This window comes from Mycobacterium sp. 23, from assembly GCF_048287075.1.
Lineage (GTDB): Bacteria > Actinomycetota > Actinomycetes > Mycobacteriales > Mycobacteriaceae > Mycobacterium > Mycobacterium gordonae_B.
Genome location: NZ_JBLVUX010000005.1, coordinates 5,825,790 through 5,843,140, shown reverse-complemented (window position 1 = coordinate 5,843,140; position 17,351 = coordinate 5,825,790). Strand labels below are relative to the sequence as shown.

Annotated in this window: 20 protein-coding genes and 2 pseudogenes; 17 read left to right on the top strand and 5 right to left on the bottom strand. The window is 67.5% G+C overall.

Annotation, left to right across the window (positions count from 1 at the left end; all coding sequences use genetic code 11):
- The first annotated feature begins 40 nt into the window (after positions 1-40).
- From ACNQS7_RS28065 to rimI, 3 genes are all read left to right on the top strand, one after another.
- A complete protein-coding gene (locus ACNQS7_RS28065) occupies positions 41-2,008 on the top strand; it encodes a GMC family oxidoreductase N-terminal domain-containing protein (protein ID WP_418015113.1) in 1,968 nt (655 codons plus the stop codon).
- 256 nt (positions 2,009-2,264) lie between these two features.
- Complete coding sequence (locus ACNQS7_RS28060) at positions 2,265-2,441, top strand: hypothetical protein (RefSeq protein ID WP_418015112.1); 177 nt, start codon at positions 2,265-2,267, stop codon at positions 2,439-2,441.
- A 352-nt stretch (positions 2,442-2,793) separates the two neighbouring features.
- Positions 2,794-3,279, top strand: a complete 486-nt coding sequence (rimI, locus tag ACNQS7_RS28055) for a ribosomal protein S18-alanine N-acetyltransferase (RefSeq protein WP_418015111.1) — start codon at positions 2,794-2,796, stop codon at positions 3,277-3,279.
- On the opposite strand, the gene ACNQS7_RS28050 is transcribed toward rimI, so the two are convergent.
- Genes ACNQS7_RS28050 through ACNQS7_RS28035 form a run of 4 tightly spaced genes read right to left on the bottom strand, consistent with a single transcriptional unit; the run spans position 3,276 to position 6,164 of the window.
- On the bottom strand, positions 3,276-3,581 hold the full coding sequence (locus ACNQS7_RS28050) for a hypothetical protein (RefSeq protein ID WP_418015110.1): 306 nt from the start codon (positions 3,579-3,581) through the stop codon (positions 3,276-3,278). The genes rimI and ACNQS7_RS28050 overlap by 4 nt on opposite strands.
- Before the next feature lie 31 nt (positions 3,582-3,612).
- Positions 3,613-4,464, bottom strand: a complete 852-nt coding sequence (locus ACNQS7_RS28045) for a virginiamycin B lyase (protein WP_418015109.1) — start codon at positions 4,462-4,464, stop codon at positions 3,613-3,615.
- 34 nt (positions 4,465-4,498) lie between these two features.
- The gene (locus ACNQS7_RS28040) at positions 4,499-5,275 is read right to left on the bottom strand and encodes a hypothetical protein (protein WP_418015108.1); all 777 of its coding nucleotides are present in this window, start codon (positions 5,273-5,275) and stop codon (positions 4,499-4,501) included.
- A 40-nt stretch (positions 5,276-5,315) separates the two neighbouring features.
- Positions 5,316-6,164, bottom strand: coding sequence for a DMT family transporter (locus tag ACNQS7_RS28035; protein ID WP_418015107.1), 849 nt, complete (start codon positions 6,162-6,164; stop codon positions 5,316-5,318).
- A 90-nt stretch (positions 6,165-6,254) separates the two neighbouring features.
- Here ACNQS7_RS28035 and ACNQS7_RS28030 point away from each other — a divergent pair, with 90 nt between their 5' ends.
- The 10 genes and pseudogenes from ACNQS7_RS28030 to ACNQS7_RS27985 all read left to right on the top strand — a co-directional run bounded on the left by ACNQS7_RS28030 (position 6,255) and on the right by ACNQS7_RS27985 (position 13,951).
- Complete coding sequence (locus ACNQS7_RS28030; RefSeq protein ID WP_418015106.1) at positions 6,255-6,779, top strand: hypothetical protein; 525 nt, start codon at positions 6,255-6,257, stop codon at positions 6,777-6,779.
- Between the two features lie 109 nt (positions 6,780-6,888).
- Positions 6,889-6,993 (top strand): annotated as a pseudogene (locus tag ACNQS7_RS28025) (DUF732 domain-containing protein); the annotation flags it as partial.
- Between the two features lie 16 nt (positions 6,994-7,009).
- A pseudogene (locus ACNQS7_RS28020) lies at positions 7,010-7,240 on the top strand (hypothetical protein); the annotation flags it as partial.
- 205 nt (positions 7,241-7,445) lie between these two features.
- The gene (locus ACNQS7_RS28015; protein ID WP_418015105.1) at positions 7,446-7,835 is read left to right on the top strand and encodes a hypothetical protein; all 390 of its coding nucleotides are present in this window, start codon (positions 7,446-7,448) and stop codon (positions 7,833-7,835) included.
- A gap of 245 nt (positions 7,836-8,080) precedes the next feature.
- Complete coding sequence (locus tag ACNQS7_RS28010) at positions 8,081-9,067, top strand: alpha/beta fold hydrolase (protein ID WP_418015104.1); 987 nt, start codon at positions 8,081-8,083, stop codon at positions 9,065-9,067.
- Positions 9,068-9,131: 64 nt separating this feature from the next.
- Positions 9,132-9,863 carry a DUF998 domain-containing protein gene (locus tag ACNQS7_RS28005; RefSeq protein WP_418015103.1) on the top strand — a complete coding sequence of 244 codons (732 nt, stop codon included), beginning with the start codon at positions 9,132-9,134 and terminating at the stop codon, positions 9,861-9,863.
- A complete protein-coding gene (locus ACNQS7_RS28000; RefSeq protein ID WP_418015102.1) occupies positions 9,860-10,705 on the top strand; it encodes an alpha/beta fold hydrolase in 846 nt (281 codons plus the stop codon). Before ACNQS7_RS28005 ends, ACNQS7_RS28000 begins: the two co-directional genes overlap by 4 nt.
- 127 nt (positions 10,706-10,832) lie before the next feature.
- Complete coding sequence (locus ACNQS7_RS27995) at positions 10,833-12,029, top strand: SPFH domain-containing protein (protein WP_418015101.1); 1,197 nt, start codon at positions 10,833-10,835, stop codon at positions 12,027-12,029.
- Positions 12,030-12,247: 218 nt separating this feature from the next.
- Positions 12,248-13,441, top strand: coding sequence for a hypothetical protein (locus ACNQS7_RS27990; RefSeq protein ID WP_418015100.1), 1,194 nt, complete (start codon positions 12,248-12,250; stop codon positions 13,439-13,441).
- A gap of 3 nt (positions 13,442-13,444) precedes the next feature.
- A complete protein-coding gene (locus ACNQS7_RS27985) occupies positions 13,445-13,951 on the top strand; it encodes a hypothetical protein (RefSeq protein WP_418015099.1) in 507 nt (168 codons plus the stop codon).
- Here ACNQS7_RS27985 and ACNQS7_RS27980 read toward each other — a convergent pair.
- Positions 13,941-14,909 carry a 2-hydroxyacid dehydrogenase gene (locus ACNQS7_RS27980; protein WP_418015098.1) on the bottom strand — a complete coding sequence of 323 codons (969 nt, stop codon included), beginning with the start codon at positions 14,907-14,909 and terminating at the stop codon, positions 13,941-13,943. The two genes, ACNQS7_RS27985 and ACNQS7_RS27980, sit on opposite strands and share 11 nt — an antisense overlap.
- Before the next feature lie 82 nt (positions 14,910-14,991).
- Between ACNQS7_RS27980 and ACNQS7_RS27975 the strand changes: the two genes are divergently transcribed.
- The 4 genes from ACNQS7_RS27975 to ACNQS7_RS27960 are packed head-to-tail and all read left to right on the top strand — an operon-like array spanning position 14,992 to position 17,344.
- Positions 14,992-15,345, top strand: a complete 354-nt coding sequence (locus ACNQS7_RS27975) for a VOC family protein (protein ID WP_418015097.1) — start codon at positions 14,992-14,994, stop codon at positions 15,343-15,345.
- A 30-nt stretch (positions 15,346-15,375) separates the two neighbouring features.
- The gene (locus tag ACNQS7_RS27970; RefSeq protein WP_418015096.1) at positions 15,376-15,990 is read left to right on the top strand and encodes a dihydrofolate reductase family protein; all 615 of its coding nucleotides are present in this window, start codon (positions 15,376-15,378) and stop codon (positions 15,988-15,990) included.
- A gap of 55 nt (positions 15,991-16,045) precedes the next feature.
- Positions 16,046-16,762, top strand: a complete 717-nt coding sequence (locus tag ACNQS7_RS27965; protein ID WP_418015095.1) for a thioesterase II family protein — start codon at positions 16,046-16,048, stop codon at positions 16,760-16,762.
- Between the two features lie 51 nt (positions 16,763-16,813).
- Entirely contained in the window at positions 16,814-17,344 is a 531-nt protein-coding gene (locus tag ACNQS7_RS27960) for a M15 family metallopeptidase (protein ID WP_418015094.1), read from the top strand.
- Positions 17,345-17,351: the final 7 nt, after the last annotated feature.

Genomic DNA, 17,351 nt, shown 5'->3' with positions numbered 1-17,351 from the left:
AGCCTGTCCGTCCGGGCCACTACCCCTGAAAGGTCATCCCATGCCGGTCGAATTCACCACACTGCAGCGCGCCACGCTGACCGCGATCGTCGACACCTGCGTCGCGGCCGTGCCACGCGAGGACGACCCGGACGGTTTCTACGCCACCAAGGGCAGCGATGTCGGCGCCGACGCCGCAGTCGAGCACTATCTCCTCACCCATCGGCCCGAGAAGCAGCTCGTCGGCATGCTGCAGCTGATCGACGGCGCCGGCCTGTTCGAGTTCAAGGACCAACCCCAGCCCGCGCGCGAGGAGCTCCTGGCCAACATCGCGGGTCTGGCACCCGAAGCCGCCGCGGCGATCGCGGCGCTGCGGCAGCTGTCGGTCTTGTTCGCCTACAGCCTTCCCGGCGCCGACGGCCGCAACCCGTTGTGGGCCGGCATGGGGTATCCCGGCCCGGTCCAGGAGCCGCCGTCGACCATCGCCAAGACGCTGGAGGTCATCACCCCGTCGGGTGAGACCACGCTGGACGCGGACGTGGTGGTGATCGGCTCGGGCAGCGGCGGTGGTGTGGCCGCCGCGGTGCTTGCCGAGGCCGGCAAGCGGGTGATCATCCTCGAGGCGGGCGGCTACCACAGCGAGTCGGACTTCGTGCAGTCCGAGCCGCTCGCCTACCAGAAGCTGTTCCTGCGGGGCGGGTTCTTCCCGTCCGCCGACGGCATGGTCAGCATCGCCGCGGGTAGCACCGTCGGCGGCGGCAGCACCATCAATTGGTCGAACTCGCTGCTGACTCCCGACACTGTTCGCGCCCACTGGGCCAACGACTTCGGGCTCACCGACGTCGGCACCCCGGCGTTCGACGAGCATTTGCAGGCGGTGTTCGAGCGCATCGGATGCAACGACAAGGTCGCCACCCAGAACGGCCCGCACGAGCGGCTGGCCGACGGCGCCGCGCAGCTCGGATACTCCTACCGCGTCGCCACGCTCAACATCGACCCACACACCTACGACCCGAACCTGATCGGCTACAGCGGGATGGGCGACCAGACCGGCGCCAAGCAGGGCACGATGCGCACCTATCTGCAGGACGCCTCGGATGCCGGCGCCAGGCTGCTGCCCAACACCTGGGTCAACCGGATTCTCGTCGAGGACGGCGCGGCCGTCGGCGTCGAGGCGACATACACCGACCCGCAGACGAACCGAGGTTCGCGCGTCGTCATCCACGCGCCGTCCGTGGTGGCCGCCGCCGGCACCTTGGAAACACCCGGGCTGCTGCTGCGGTCCGGCATCGGTGGTCCCGCCGTCGGCGCCGAACTACGGCTGCACCCGGCCAGCCTCGTCAGCGGCATCTACGACGAACCCCAAGACCCGTGGTACGGACCCGCGATGGCCGGGATCATGAACGAGTTCGCCGAAGTCAACGAAGGCTACGGATATCTCATCGAATGCGTGCAGCATCTTCCCGGGTTGTTCACCACCGTTGTGCCGTGGCTCGACGCCGGATCACACAAGGAGCTTGCGCGCCAATACCGATACCGCGCCGACTGGGTATTCCTCGTCAAGGACCGCGGCGCCGGCAGCGTCACGCTCGACGATAACGGTCAGTCCGTGTTCTGGTATCCGTTCACCGATGAACTCGACCGTCGCCACTTTCGTGAGGCCGCGGTGACAGCGATCCGCATGCACGAGGCCGCCGGCGCTCAGCAGATCTTCTTGGCAGGCCAGCCGTTCGCGCCATGGACCCGGGGCGAGGACCTCGACGTGTACATCGAGCGGGTCAACCAGTTGCCGATCGGGCCGGGCGGCACGCCGGTATTCAGCGCGCACCAGATGTGCAGCGCGAAGCTGGGCGACGACCCATTGACGTCGGTGGCCAAGCCGAACGGCGAGCTGCACGACGTGCGGGGGGTGTGGATCGCCGACGCCAGCGGCATGCCGAGCTGCTCAGGGGTCAATCCAATGGTGTCGACGATGGCCCTTGCCCGCCGCACGGCGACCAACATGCTCGATCGGGCACCAATGTCCTGATACCTCGGCTGGCGCATGACATCTCGGCTTCAGGGAACCGCAAAGGTGTTTCGGTCGATGAAGTGACAGTTACTTGCGCTGACCCTTCGTGTTGGGCCCGCCATTCGCCTGCAAGCAACCGTGCGCTTAGGTCGACGAATGAGCTCGATGACGTCGGGCGCGAACGCGCTCGTACCGCTCGCGTCCGAGATGTCGAGCACAACCGTCGCGATCTGGGTGCCGCACATCGACGCCCGGAGCAAGGCGGAGGACCGCCTTGCTGGCCACCCATCGGCGCGCCGAGGCCGGCCGCGCGCTGTATGCCTTCCGGATGCGTCTGGGCCTCGATGGGTTTGCCGAGTTGTTGGCCTACGCCGCTCCGACAGTGCGCGATCTGGTGAACCCGCTCTTCGCCAGTGGGATGATCAGTTCCGCGAGAACGGCTACTCAGTGACCCAGTTGGATTCGTGCAAGGGGCAATTGGCGACGACGGCTTGCACTGCCCCGGGTGATGACCACACCGTGTACCACGAGGGCGAACTCAAGTATTCCGAGCTACGGGAGGTGGAGGCAGGGTGGCTGGAGAGGTTGGCAGGTAATCCGATCTTGACCTCGACGCGCTCCTCGACCTGTGCGACCTTACGCCGGCGGCCGCGCACCAGGATCCGCGCCGCGGATACGGGATCGAGTATTGAAATCGGGCTGACAGGCGGGAAAGGCACCACCCTTGACTATCGGGTGCCCAAGCCGTTGATGAGCCTGCTCCCAACCTATCGATATCCGGCCCCACCGGCCGTCGCCGCCCGATGACCGAGCACTTGGAGCCGGTGGTCATCGGTGCGCTGTTGCCGTCCGACGCCGGCAGATGCGCCGAGTTGGACGCGGTCTTATTCGCCGGCGAGAATCCGTGGGCGGCGGCCATATTCGCACGCGAAATGGCCAACCCAGACGGTCATTTCGTGAGCGCGCGCAGGGCCGGGATGCTGATCGGCTACGGCGGCATCGTGCGTTTGGGTTCCACGGGTTTCACCGGAGTGTCGTTCTACGAGGTGCGCAATATCGGCGTGGACCCGGCGCACCAAGGCCACGGCATCGGCCGCCGGCTGTTGGACGAGCTGCTGAATTTCGCCGCGGGCGGCACCGTGTATCTGGAAGTTCGCTACGACAACGAAGCGGCTATCGCGCTGTACCAGGACGTGGGGTTCGACCAGGTTGGCGTCCGTCCCGGGTACTACAACGGCGTCGACGCGTTAACGATGCGGCGCGAGCCACGGGCTTGCACCCAAACCTAAGCCTGGTGTCGCCGGTAGCGGCGTACGGGCACGTGGCCCCTGATCTTGACTTCGACATCGGCGCCGGCCCCGCCGACCTCTTTCACCGTGTATGTGTACAGATCGCCCAACGGACTGCCGAGTATGGGTTCTCCGAGCGCCTCGACATACCACTGCACCCCCGGCTGGTCGCAGGGCGGCCTGGCTGCCCTGTTCTCGTCGAAGTGCCATTTCACCTCTGGATTGCCCGCAGGGAATTCGATGTTGTCGTCGCGCTTGATCTCCGCAGCGGGAATGGTGTCAAAATCCTGGCCCGTCGTCACCGCTATGAGGCTAGTCGTGGTCGGCACCCCCTCACACCGTCGGCAACCGCATGACGTACCCCGCCTCCAGTGCCACCCACAACGCGCCGTCCGGCCCGATGCCCAGCCCGTGCGGCTCGCTGCCGGCCGGCAGGTCGATCGAGGACACCTCACCGTCGGCGCTGACCCGGGCGATCTGGTCGGAGCCCCACAGGCTCACCCACACGCCACCGGTCGGATCGGCCACCACCGCATGGGGTTTGCCGGGCAGGTCGAGTTCCTGGATAGCGTCGTCGACCGGGATGCGGCCGAGCTTGTCGGCCAGGATTTCGGTGAACCACACCGCGTCGTCGTGCGTCGCGGCGATGCCGACGGGCCCGGCGCGCGGGGTGGGCACGTCCCGGATCGTCAGGTCACCCGACGGCTCGAGCCGGCCGACTCCGTTGGCTTGGTTCAGCGTGAACCACAGCGCCCCGTCAGGTCCCGCGGTGATCATCGACGGCGTCCCGCCCGGGAATGCCACCTCCGTGACCACCCCGTCGACGCCGATCCGGCCCACCGCGCCGGACGTCATCGCGGTGAACCACAGCGCCCCGTCCGGTCCCGCGGTGAGACCGAAAGGCGCACTGCCTCCCGGCAATTCGAACTCCGAGAGGTCACCCTCGGTGGTGATCCGCCCGATCCGGTCGTCGCCGTTGCGGGTGAACCACAGTGCGCCGTCGGGTCCCGCGACGATGATCGACGGTTTGCTCTGCGCCGCAACCGGATACACCTTGAGTCCACCGTCGGCGGCCACTCGGGCGATCTCGCCGCTGTGCACCAACGTCACCCACATCGCGCCGTCGGGTCCCGCGGTCAGCGCGTACGGGCCGCCAGAGACGGGTACATCGAGTATGCGACTCATACCAGCGTTTTCGTTGTCACGGGTCCTGATTTCATCAGCTTTCGGCCTCAAGCAGTTGCGACGGAGGTGCGGGTGGCACATAGTCCGCACCATGGCCCCAGGGCAAGCAACCCGGGATGCCGAATTTTCGAGAATTCTCGAGACCACAAAAACCGTCGACCGTTTGCGGCCTGGGCGCGAGCACCGTTCGACCATGCCACAAATCGCGCAACTGTTGCATGGTCGACTCGTCCTTCGGGCTGCGGTCGACCAGGCGGTAGGCCAGGATCCTCGTCATGAGTGCGTCGCTCGCGGCGAGCACATCCTCACGCCTGCGGAGCTCAATGGTGACTGACAACGGCCAGCGCACTGGTTCCGGCCAGTTCGTGTTTTCCTGTTCCTCGGCGAAAAGGCGCAGCGAAGTGCCGTACCACTCCCAGTGCTTGATCCAGGGAAATCTCAACTGTCCAGCGAGGGCGGTATTCTCGACGGTCTTCGAGGCCTTCCGGGCGGCGATGGCGTCGCCGACGGTCGTGCTGCCCCGCACCCGTACGCGGCGTTTGCTGTAATTCGCGCAGATATACGCGATCCGCGCCTCGGTGAGATAGAAGGCTATCTCGGCCCGGTCCAGCGAAAGCACGGTTCTCCAACTCAACGAGTCGCGAGGCGGCATCCAAACATCATTGAAAACCAGCGCTTTGGCGCCAATCGGCCCGAGCACGTGTCCATCGCTGGGTTCGAGTTTCAATGACAGGTCATCGTTCAAACCGACCCGGCCGAACGTCTCTTGCTCCCCTATCTCATGAATGTCAAGAAATGGGCATCCAACCAACGTGTGCTCCCTGCCGCGATGCCACAGCTGCCCAGGCAACCTAAACCGTTTCCGGACTGGGTGTTTCGCCGAACCGCGCCAATACCAGCGTTGCCGCGACGGCGATTCCTAAGCCCGCGGCCACCATCCAGCCGAGACCATCCCGGGTTTGGTCGCCGAGCCAGACCACGCCGATGATGGCCGGCAAGACCGTTTCACCGACCACCATTCCGGCCACCGCCGTGGTCACCGAGCCGCGATGCAGCGCGGAGGTGAGCAACAGAAAGCCCGCCGCTCCGCCGACGGCGCTGGCGTACAGCGCCGGGTTGGCGTAGAAGGCGGCCCTGGTGGGATCGAGCGAATCGATCAGGTTCACGCCGACCTCGACGAGGCCGAACCCGGTGCCGGCACTGAGCCCGAGGGCGAGCGCGCGCGGACGGTCGGGCAACCGGCCTGCGGCGGCCCCGGCGATGAATACCACCGCGGCGACGCCCAACAGTGCCCACGCCAGCCCCGCCGGGCCGTGCCCGTCGCCTTCCGGTCCGGCCGCGATGCCGAGCAGCGCCAGGCCCACGCACACCACGCCGACAGCCGTCCATTCGGCTCGGGACAGCCGCACCGACAACATCCATGCGGCGACTATCGCGGTGACCGCGATCGACGCGGCCAACGCGGCGGCAACCACGTAGATAGGCACCAATCGCAGTGCCACGACCTGAAACGCGAAGCCGAGGCCGTCGAGACCGATGCCGACGAGGTAGCGCCACTGCCGCAGGGCGCGCATCAACAGCACCGCGTCGACCCCCGAGCCGCTGCCCGCTTCCACCGACCGGGCCGCCGCCGCCTGCAATACCGACGCCGTTCCGTAACACACCGAGCAGGCCAGGGCGAACAACAGTCCGATCAGCACCTACCGACCATACGAGACGGGCAGCTATTGCGTTGGTCAGCTTCAGCGCCCACGATCAGTTCTCGGGCACTGCGAACTGGGAACGACATCATGGCCATCTCTCGAATACTCCTGGCGGCTGCAATCGCGGTCGCTTCCGGCCCGGCAGTCACGCTGGCCAGGCCCGCGGTCGCGTCGGCATCGGCTTTGGCCGACGGCATGTACCGGTTCGATTTCGACGGAAGCAAGCAGACGATCGACGGCGTGCCGAAGCCGACCGGTGCGCACTCCACCGTGATCGCGATGCGCTCCGCGTGCCCGCCCTCCGGGTGCGTCGCGACGGCCTGGGACACCTCGATCGGCCCGACCTGGTTGCAGCCGCCCGAGGAGGGCGCGTTGGTTTTCCGCGAGAACCGCGACCAGTGGGTGGCGACCAGATGGAAGATGTTCACCTGCAACAACTCCATGAAGCAGGGCACCGAGACGCTGTCGTTCCAGGTCAAACCGGACGGAACCTTCGTGGGAGTGAGCACGCAGTTGGAGGCGCCGTGCGCCCCTATAGTGATCCCGTTCGTCGCGACGCGGGTGGGAGACCTTTCGCCGGACGTCCAGGTCGCTGACCCGAACTCCGTATAGCTTTGCAGCACAACGGGATTCGTTATGATCGGTCAAACAGCCAGCATCTGGGCGCGGCCGAACCGGACGGGTTGGCGGCCGCGGGGTGACGGCCGCGGACGAGCCGAGAATGCGCCTGCCCGCCTATCTGGCGCAGATGGGCAAGCTGGGTTTCGGCGGCGACAAAGACACGATGATCGCCCTCGGACACGCTATCTGCGCTGACCGCAGCCAGGGTTACACCCCGACCCGTGGCCGATTCCAAGCAGACGCTGCTGTGCACCTATTTGTCGGCGGTGTTGCTCGGAGGCCTGGTCCTCAACGCCGCGTTCGGGTGGGCCTGGGCCGACCCGGTCGCAGGCCTGGTGATAGCCGGCATCGCCGTGAAAGAGGGAATCGACGCCTGTCGAGGCGACGCCTGCTGCGCGGCACCGTCGACGTCCACTGCGGCGGCACATGGTTGCGACTGCTGCGACGACTAGGTTTCGCGCAGCCTGATCCCAATCGAGCGTCGCCCCCATAGCAGTTTTCTATGAACTCACTTGTAAAAATATTCTGAGCTGGCCTTTCGCCGATATTCTTCAGCCATATTGTCCATAGGCAACGAAGCCGGGGCAGGAAGGCGAAGCGATGTGGCCGAACTTGCCGTTGGCAACAGTTGCGATACTCTCCGCCGGCCTCGCCACCGTGACGCCGCCAGCAAGCGCCGAAGTCCCTGCCACTGACGGCGTCTACGCCTACATGGAAGGTCCCATCGCCGCGGGAACATGGACCATCAAAACGACGTGCACCCCACAGTGCGTCGCACATGTGACAACCGCGCCCGGTCACGGTTTCACCGCCCCGCTGGTCGACGGCCGCCACATGGTGACGCGGACCGTGCCGGAGGGCGTCACATGTCCTTCGTATTTTCTCGGCGACAACGGATCTTCGTGGGGTGGCGGTACGCATCCCGTCACCGTCCGGCAGTGGTGGGACCCAGTCACGCTCGTCGGCGGCGTGGACTTCCTGGCGAGCTCCGCACCCTGCGGAATCCCTAACCCGCATGACACCTTCACGCTGGTCAAGGTCGGTTAGCGGCAACCGATTGAAGGGCCGGACAGCCGCACCGTCACCGGCGTGGGTCACCTTCATCAGCTGCCCACCGTCGAGCCGGTAAACCTGCAGCGAAAGTGCGAGAAGAGCCCTGCAAATCTGCAGGCTCGGCGAAGATAAGCCGCCCCCGCGCAAGAACGTCTCAAGAATTCTCCAAGAACCCCCCGGCAAGCTTCTCCGCAATACCCCGCCTCGGCGGTGGAGACGCATACGAAGGGGACGAGACCATGACGAACCGTTCACGCCGCCACTTACGGCCAGTACGGGATGTCGCCGCGCCGGCACTGCAGTTCCGCACCATCCACGGCCACCGCCGCGCCTTCCGCATCGCCGGGTCCGGCCCGGTCGTGGTGCTGCTGCACGGCGTCGGCGACAGCTCGACGACGTGGGAACCGGTGCACGCCAAGCTCGCTCAACGATTCACCGTCATCGCCCCGGACATGCTGGGCCACGGCGAGTCAGACAAGCCCCGCGCCGACTACTCGCTGGCCGCCTTCGCCAACGGCTTGCGCGACCTGCTGACCGCCCTGGAGATCGATCGGGTCACCCTGGTCGGGCACTCCCTGGGCGGCGGCCTGGCTGCCCAATTCGCCTACCAGTACCCCCAATTCGTCGAGCGCGTGGTGCTGGTCAGCGCCGGCGGCGTCACCAAGGAGGTGAGCGCGGCCCTGCGTTTCGCGGCGATGCCGATGGGCGCTGAGATGCTCTCGGCGCTGCGGCTGCCCGGCGCGGTCCCTGCCCTGGGCCTCGTCAGCCGCGCCGTCGGGCACGTCGTCGGCTCCACCCGGCTCACTCGCGACGTCGCCAGCCTGCCGCGCCTGGTCGGCGGGTTGAGCAAGCCCGGTGCGGTGGAAGCATTCGCCCGCACCCTGCGCGCGGTCGTCGACACCCGCGGCCAGTACGTCACCATGCTCGACCGCACCTACCTGATGCACGACCTACCGGTCCAGATCATCTGGGGCGAGGACGACCTGATCATCCCGGCGAACCACGCCCGGCTGGCGCACCAACAGATCCCCGGCTCGCGCCTGGAAATCTTCGAAGAGTCCGGGCACATGCCGCACGGCGACCACCCGGACCGCTTCGTGGAGGTCGTCAAGCGCTTCATCGACTCGACCGCGCCGTACGAACACCAGCCGGAGCTGATGCTCAAGGCGCTGCAAACCGGCGTCCGCCAGTACCCCGCCGTCGACATCGAATCGGACCTGGCGTAACACCCTGCGGCACGCCGCGGCTCGAAGAGCCTCCCTCAGCCTGCCGGCACGGCATTATGGCCTCATGGCAGTGCGGCCGCGCTCCGTCCCGGTGACGGACATCAGCCGGGAGTTGCTGTCCGCGCTGCGATGGGTCGCCGTGGCCGGCTGCGTGGCCGGCGCCGTGCTGTATTCGAACTGGATCCTCGAGAACTACCTGACCCGCTCGTTGCTGCCGGACCCCGACATGTACATCAGCGAGCTGTCCGCGGCGGACCAACCGTACGGCGAGTGGTTCCGGGCCTGCGACCGGGCCTGCGCCGTCGTGCTGGTCGTGGCGGCCGTCGCCGCGCTGATCGGTGTCCGGGGCAGCCGGTGGAGCAAGGCCGGCTGGGGCGCGCTCGGTGTTTTCGCGGTGGCGACGGGATTGGACAGCACGGTGTGGACGCTGGTGTGCGCGCCGAGTTCCAACGCCGCGTGCGCGGCCCGCGAGGCTGCCGGTACCGTGCCGCTGAGCCATCAGCTGCACTGGCTGAGCAGCGGGCTGGCGCTGGCCGCCGCGATCGCGTCGCTGTTGGCGTTCGCCATCGCCGATTTCCGGGAAGACGCCCCGACGCCCATCCGCCGAGCCGGACTGGTCACGCTGGTGGCGCTGGTGGGAACCGCGATCTGGACCGGTGTGGCAATTCTGATCGACCACACCGACGTCATCGGCATGGTCGGCGTCGCACAACGGGCGGAGCTGGTGGCGTTCGCCGGCTGGCTGATCTACTCCGCCGTACGCGCCGCCCGGGCCCGAAGCGTCACCGGCCCGTGAGCCCGGACGCCGATGTCGAGGTCGGCGGCCACCGGGTGCGCGTTCTCGTCGACGGCGAGACCGGCCCGGTGGTGGTGTTGTCCAGCGGTCTTGGCGGTCGCGCGCTGCACTGGGCTGACACGGTGGCAGACCTGGCCCGAGATCACATCGTGGTGCGGTTCGACCGGCCCGGCACACCGGTGACGGGTACTCCGCGCAGCCGCACGGTCCGGGGTGAAGCCGGGCGGATCGCGACCGTCCTGGATGCCGCGCAATGTGCCGACAAGGCTGTGGTGGTGGGGCATTCGGTCGGCGGCTTTTACGCCGAGGCGTTCGCGCGACTGTATCCGGACCGCACCGGCGCCGTGCTGCTGCTAGATTCCAGCATCGCGGCCGAGCGCCGGCGGCTCGCGTTGCCCTTGCGGTCCAAGGTCATCGGCGCCGACGCGGCGGCCCGGCTGCTGCACACAATGCGCCTGCACGAACCGTTGGCCCGCGCCGGTCTCCGGCTCGCCCAACGACGCCGCCCCGGCGGCCTGGACGCCCGGATGCGGGACCAAATATACAGCGCTGCAAAGGATCCCGACTTGATCCGGGCTCTGCTGACCGAGTATGTGGGCTACCACGAGCTCGCGGCCGAGTTGTACGTCCTGCGGACCGGTAACCCGCTGCCACCGGTGCCGCGCGTGGTGGCCACCGCCCACACCGGCCGGCGCACCCGCCGCTGGCGCGCCCAACAGATCGAGCTGGCAGGAACCCTCGGCGCCGAACACGTCACCATCACCCCCGCCGGGCACCTGGTGATGATCGAGCGGCCACGCCGCACCGCTGACCTCATCCGCTCCGTCGCAAGCCGGGCGTAAGCAGGGCTCCAAGAATTCTCCAAGAAGTCTCCTGGAATCTTGTCCGCGCAATCCGCTTCGGCGGAGCAGGGCTTTGCCGTAACCGCCAGCTGAACAACCGCGTCGCCGCGTAAGATTCGCCGAGATATTGAACGCCGAGGAGGGGACCAAGACCATGGGCATGCGCGACATGATCCGGGGCGAGTTCGTCGACATCATCGAATGGCTCGACGACACGAACACCACCCTGGCATGGCGGTTCCCGCGGTACGACAACGAGATCAAGAACGGTGCCCAGCTGATCGTCCGCGAGGGCCAGCGGGCGATGTTCGTCTACCGCGGCCAGCTGGCCGACCAGTTCACTCCCGGCCACTACACCTTGACCAGTGAGAACATGCCGATCCTGGGCACCCTGCAGGGCTGGAAGTACGGGTTCAACAGCCCGTTCCGCTCCGAGGTGTACTTTGTCAACACCCGCCCCTATCCCGACTTACGTTGGGGCACACCGCAACCGGTGACTGTGCGGGACCCGGACTTCAAGATGGTGCAGGTCCGGGCCAACGGCACGACGGTGGTGCGGGTGACCGACCCGACCGTCTTCCTGCGCCAGGTGCTGGGCACCCAGAGCGTGGTCGACATGGATCAGATCACAGAGTTGATCCGCCGCAACATCGCCCTGGCGTTCAACGACATGGTGATGGGCACCGGCCTGGGCGCGATCGACCTGCAGGGTCGCCAGGTGGAGTTGTCGGACAAGCTGCGGGAGTTTGTCGCCCAGCGCGTGCAGGCCTTCGGCCTGGGGATCGACGCGGTCACCATGACGATCTCGCTGCCGGAGGAGATTCAGCAGGCGATGACCCGCGGGGTCGCGCGCGGCGTGGAAGAGAGCGGCTTCCTGAACAACGTCGGCGACCTCAACCGCTTCGAGCAGGCCCGGCGGGCCGACGCGATGCTGGCCGCGGCCCAGAACGAAGGTGGGGGTGCCGCCGGCTCGGCAATCCAGGCCGGGCTCGGCGTCGCGCTCGGCGCTCAGATGGCGAACGCCGCCCAACCGCAATACCAGCCGCAGCAATTCGCGGCTACCCAACAACCGATGCAAGGCGCTCCCCCGCCGCTGCCGACCCAGCAGCTGTTCCACTTCGATCAGGGCGGTCAGCCCGCCGGCCCCTACCCCGTCAGCGCGCTGCGGCCGTTCGTCGCCAGCGGTCAGCTGACCCGCGACACCGTGGTGTGGACCGAGGGGATGGCGAACTGGGCCCCGGCGTCGAGCGTGCCGGCGCTGCAGTCGTTGTTCAGCACGCCGCCTCCCCTGCCCGGCACGCCGCCACCGCTTCCGCAGCAATGAGTTACGACCCGGGCGACCCGGCGCGCGGCCCACGACCGCCGCAGCCGCCGCCGTTGCCGCGTGCTCCGAGTGGCCCGCCGCCGCTGCCACCGCGGCAAGCGGGTCCACCGCCGCTGCCACGCCCCCCAAGCGGCCCGCCGCCACTGCCGCCCAGGCAGGCGGGCCCGCCGCCGCTGCCCCCGCGACAGGCCCCGCCGCCCCAGGCGAGCCCGCCGCCCATGCGTCCGTTCGCCGGACCGCCGGCAGGCCCCGCGATGTTCCACCAGACCGAGCGCACCCTCACCTACCCGTGCGCCTCCTGCGGCGGACAGCTCAACTTCGACATCGCCAGCCAGAAGATGCGTTGCCCCAGTTGCGGCAACTACTCCGACGTCGTCGCACCCAACGCCGCGGTCAGATCACGCGAATTGCGCGGCGCGATGCAACAACTGCGCGAGGCACAGCGCTCGCAGGAGGGTCCGAATGTCTCCGGCATGCGCGAGGTCAAGTGCCAAAATTGTGGTGGCACAACCGAATTCGCCGGTAGCCTGACCTCCACCAAGTGTCCCTACTGCGCGACACCGATCCAGCGCGACGATGTGCACAACGCGCCCGCGCGACTGCCGGTGGACGGCGTGGTGCCATTTCGCATCGACGAGAAGCAGGCGCGTCAGCTCATCGAAAAGTGGGTCACCAAGCGCTGGTTCGCACCGACCGACTTCAAGAAGTACCGTGAGATCGGCGCCTTCTCCAGCCTCTACACGGCCTATTTCACCTACGACGCCAACACCGACACCTGGTACGAAGGCGAACGCGGCGAGGACTACCAGGTCCGGGTCGGCACCGACAGCGACGGCGACCCCATCTACGAGACGCGCACATCCTGGTACCGGGTCTCCGGGCAGGTCAACAACGTCTTCGCGGACCTGCCGGTACTGGCCAACGACAGCGAGAACCTCAACCGCAAACGGATCAAACAGCTCGAGCCGTGGCCGGTGGAGCAGGCCCGGGCCTACTCACCGGAGTTCGTGGCCGGCCACCTGTGCCGCACCTACGACAAGGACGCCGAACAGGCTCTGCCCGAGGCGAAGCAGGAGATGGAGCAGACCGTCGAACGCACGGTGCGATCCGACATCGGCGGCGACCGGCAGCGGATCCACCAGTTGCGCACCAACTGGAACTACCTGGGCTTCAAGCACATCCTGCTACCGATCTGGCTACTGACCGTCATGTACAGCAACCGCCCGTTCCAGGTCGCCATCAACGGCCTCACCGGAGAGGTGGCCGGCGACCGGCCGTGGAGCAAGGTCAAGCTGGCGATCGCCATCACCTGTGCGGTCCTCGTCGTGATCCTAATTATTGCGATCTGGGCGTATTTCCATTCGCACGGCCATCATTCGAGCCGAACGCCCAGTCGCGTGCACAGGAGGTAGTCGATGGACGTCGTCATAGCGGTGATCCTGATCTTGGCGCTCATCGTGGCTGCGGCGCTGGCGGTGGTGGCGGTCGTCAACCACCGACAGCAACGGGCCCTCACCGACGCCAACCAGCTGATCCCGGGCCGGCCCACCCGCGCCCCCCGGTCGTGGGCCGTATCGCACGACCCCGAAGCCCGGCTGCACCGCAGGCTGCGGGACGCGATGACGGCGCTGTACGCGGTCAACGCCGTCGACACCGGGACGACGATCGTGCTGCGCGCCGACCTGGAACAGACAGCGCTAGACCTCGACGACCACCTGGTCGCCGTCGCGCAACTCGCGCCCGGCCACCGCGACGAGTTGCTCGCCACCATCACGACCACGGTCGAGTCCATCGAAGCCGCGGTGGCCCGCTACGCCACCGCCGCCACGATGCCGGACGCCAGCACGCTCGAGGCCGACCTCGCGACCGTGCAGCGCCACCTCGACGTCACCCGGGAAGTGCAGCGGAGGCTCACCGCCTGACGGGCTGCAGCACCGGGGTAACCAGCTCCCCGGTGCGCAGGTAGCTGTCCAGGTTGCGGATCGCCAGCAGCGCCATCGCCTTTCGCGTGCGCGCGGTGGCACTGCCGATGTGTGGGAAGAGCACCACGTTGTCCATGTCGCACAGTTCGGCCGGCACGTGGGGCTCGTCGGCGAAGACGTCCAAACCCGCTCCCCCAAGGCCGCCGCCCCGCAACAACTCGACGAGTGCGTCCTGATCCACGACGCTGCCGCGGGCGATGTTGACCAGATAGCCGTCCGGACCCAGCGCCTGCAGGACGGCCCGGTCGACCAGATGGCGCGTCCCCCCGTCGCCCGTGGTCGCCACCACCAGTACGTCAACCGACTCGGCAAGCTGCACCGCCGACTCCGCGTACCGATACGGCGAGCCCTCGACACGGTGGCGGTTGTGGTAGGCGATGGCACAGTCGAATCCGCGCAGCCGGGTTGCGATCGCCGAACCGATGCGCCCCAGGCCGAGGATCCCGACCTGCAGGCCGCTCACATCGCGCGCGTATCCGAACGGTCCGTCGGTCGCCCAGCGACCGGCCCGCACGTAGCGGTCCGCGGCGCCGAACCGGCGCAGTGTCATCAGGATCAGCCCCAGAGCGGTGTCGGCGACGGTGTCCGACAGCACATCGGGAGTGTTGCTGACGCCGATGCCGCGACGCCCGGCCGCGTCCAGGTCGATCGCGTCCACCCCGGCCCCGTTGTTGACGATCACTTCCAGGTTGGGCAGTGCGGCGATGGTCCCGGCGTCCGCGCCGGGGCCGCCCGAAGTGAGCACCACCCGGATCTCGGCGCCGTGCTCGGCGAGAAACTCGGCTCTGGCCGAACCGGTTGGGAGTGTGCGGAATTCGTAGCGTTCGGCCAGTTCGCTCCGGAAAGTCGGCTCGAAGGGTCCGATCCCCAGTAACTCATTCGATCTCTGCACCGTCACCGTTCCATCTTCACCCACACCGTCCGCGGATTACCCTTGGCGGCACAACGATTCTCGGCACAGTGATTCCAAGGAGGTGGCAGTGGGCACGCACGAAGTACGGATGATCGTCTTGTCGACGGACGATCTCGATGAGTCGATCCGCTTCTACTCCGAGACCCTGGGAATGGCGGTGAAGTTCCGCGACGGAGACCACTTCGCGGCCCTCGACGGCGGCTCGATCACGCTGGCACTCGCGACCCCGGTGGACCACCCCATTCCCGGCCAGGTCGTCGTCGGCATTAAGACATCGGACGTCGATGCCGCGGCAAAGGCCATCGAAGCCAGCGGCGGCGGCATCGTGCGAGCCCCTTATGACGATGCGCACGAACGCCGCGCCGTGGTCTACGACACCAAGGGCAACGGTCTGGTCTTCTACAGCCCACTGGCCCGGTGAGTTTCACCGGCGGCGACGGTCTGCATCGGGGTGAGCAGAACAAATCTCTCGATGTCGATCTCCGCCGACGGCTACGTGGCGGGCCCCGATCAATCCGCTGAGCATCCGCTGGGCCTAGGCGGTGAACAGCTGCACGGCTGGCACCTCGGACCGGCCAGGGACCATCCGGCCAACCGCCAGGTGATGTCGGACATGCTCGACGGCATGGGCGCAACGATCATGGGCCGCAACATGTTCGGCCCGATCCGCGGGGAGTGGGGCGACTCCGGTTGGGCAGGTTGGTGGGGTGACGTCCCGCCGTACCATTGCCCGGTCTTCGTCCTGACGCACTTTGCGCACGAACCGATCGAGCTGCAGGGCGGAACGACGTTTCACTTCGTCACCGACGGCATCGAATCCGCCCACACGCAAGCCCGGAACGCGGCCGGCGACCGGCCCATCTCGATCGCGGGAGGGGCCTCCTGTGCCCGGCAGGCGATCCGGGCCGGCCTGGTCGACGAGATCGACCTCCAGGTGAACCCGGTGATACTCGGCTCGGGCGAGCGCCTTTTCGACGGCCTGCCGGCCGGTGAACCCCGCCTCGAACTGGTCCGGGTACTCGAAGCGCCGGGCGTCGTCCACCTGCGGTATTGCGTTATCCGATAAGCCGCAAGGACCTCGCAAGAATCCACCAAGGATCCTTCAAGTCGCATCCGTGATCGTGAGCCTTACCAGCCACGAGAAGAAGGCGACGACCATGAGGATGTTCTGTTTCCACCACGCCGGCGGCGGCAGCCTGACATTCAAAGCCTGGCAGCGGGCTCTCGCGCCGGCGGTCGAGGTGATTCCCGTCGAGATCGCCAACCGCGAGCGGTTCAGCACGATGCGCGATCTCGTCGACGAGGTCAACGAGCAACTGCGCCCCTACCTCGACGAGCCGCACATGTTCTTCGGCCACAGCTTCGGCGCGCTGCTCGCCTACCGGCTGGCGTCCGTGCGGGCGGCGGCGGGCGCCACGCTGCCCCGCGCGGTGTTCCTGTCCGCCTACGCCCCGCCGCACCTGCCGCCACCACTGCACCTGGTCGACGGACTCGACGACGAGCAGTTGGTCACGTTGTTCTCCGACCTGGGCGGCTGGCCTACCGGTTTGACCCGTTGGCCCACGCTGCACGAACGGGCCGTCAGCACCACCCGGCACGACCTGCGGCTCTGCGCCACCGACCGCGAGGAGAACAACGCGGAGCTGCCCTGCCCGATCCACGTCTTCGGCGGCAGCGAAGACCCGCTGGTCAGCGAATCCGACCTGCGCGAATGGCGATCCCGTACCTCCGCGGACTTCTCCGTGCAGATTCTGCGCGGCGGCCACTTCTACCTGCGCGACCGCGAGCCGCTGTTCAAGACGCTCAAACCCCTGGTGTCGACGGTTCTGGCCGCGTGAGAGGCCCGCTCAGCTTGACGCGTGTGACCGGACTCGCCAAGGTACAAGGCGATGATTCGGAAATGGTTCTGGGCGGTGGCAGCCGGGCTGATGCTCGCCACAGTGGCTCCCGTGGCGCCGTCCGCCGCCGCACCCGGGGATGACGACACCGCCGGCGGTTGGGTGCCCGACGGCCAGGAGCTCAGTACCTTCGACCTGGCCGACCCCGCGGTCAACCGCCTCACCCCGGCGCTGCTGCACGCGATTCAGCGAGCCGCGCACGGCGCCAAGGCCGACGGCATCACCCTCGGCCTCACCTCAGGGTGGCGCTCACCGGAATTCCAGCAGCAGTTGTTCAACGACGCGGTCGCCCGCTACGGCAGCGCCGCGATCGCCAGCGAATACGTGGCCTCCCCCGAGACGTCCAAACACGTCATCGGCCACGCCGTCGACGTCGGTCCCACCGCCGCCGACACCTGGCTCATCCGCAACGGTGCGGCCTACGGGCTGTGCCAGATCTATGCCAACGAGATCTGGCACTTCGAGCTGGCCTCCGACTATGGCGGTAGCTGTCCGCCGTTGCGGCCCAACGCGGCCGGCTGACAGCCGC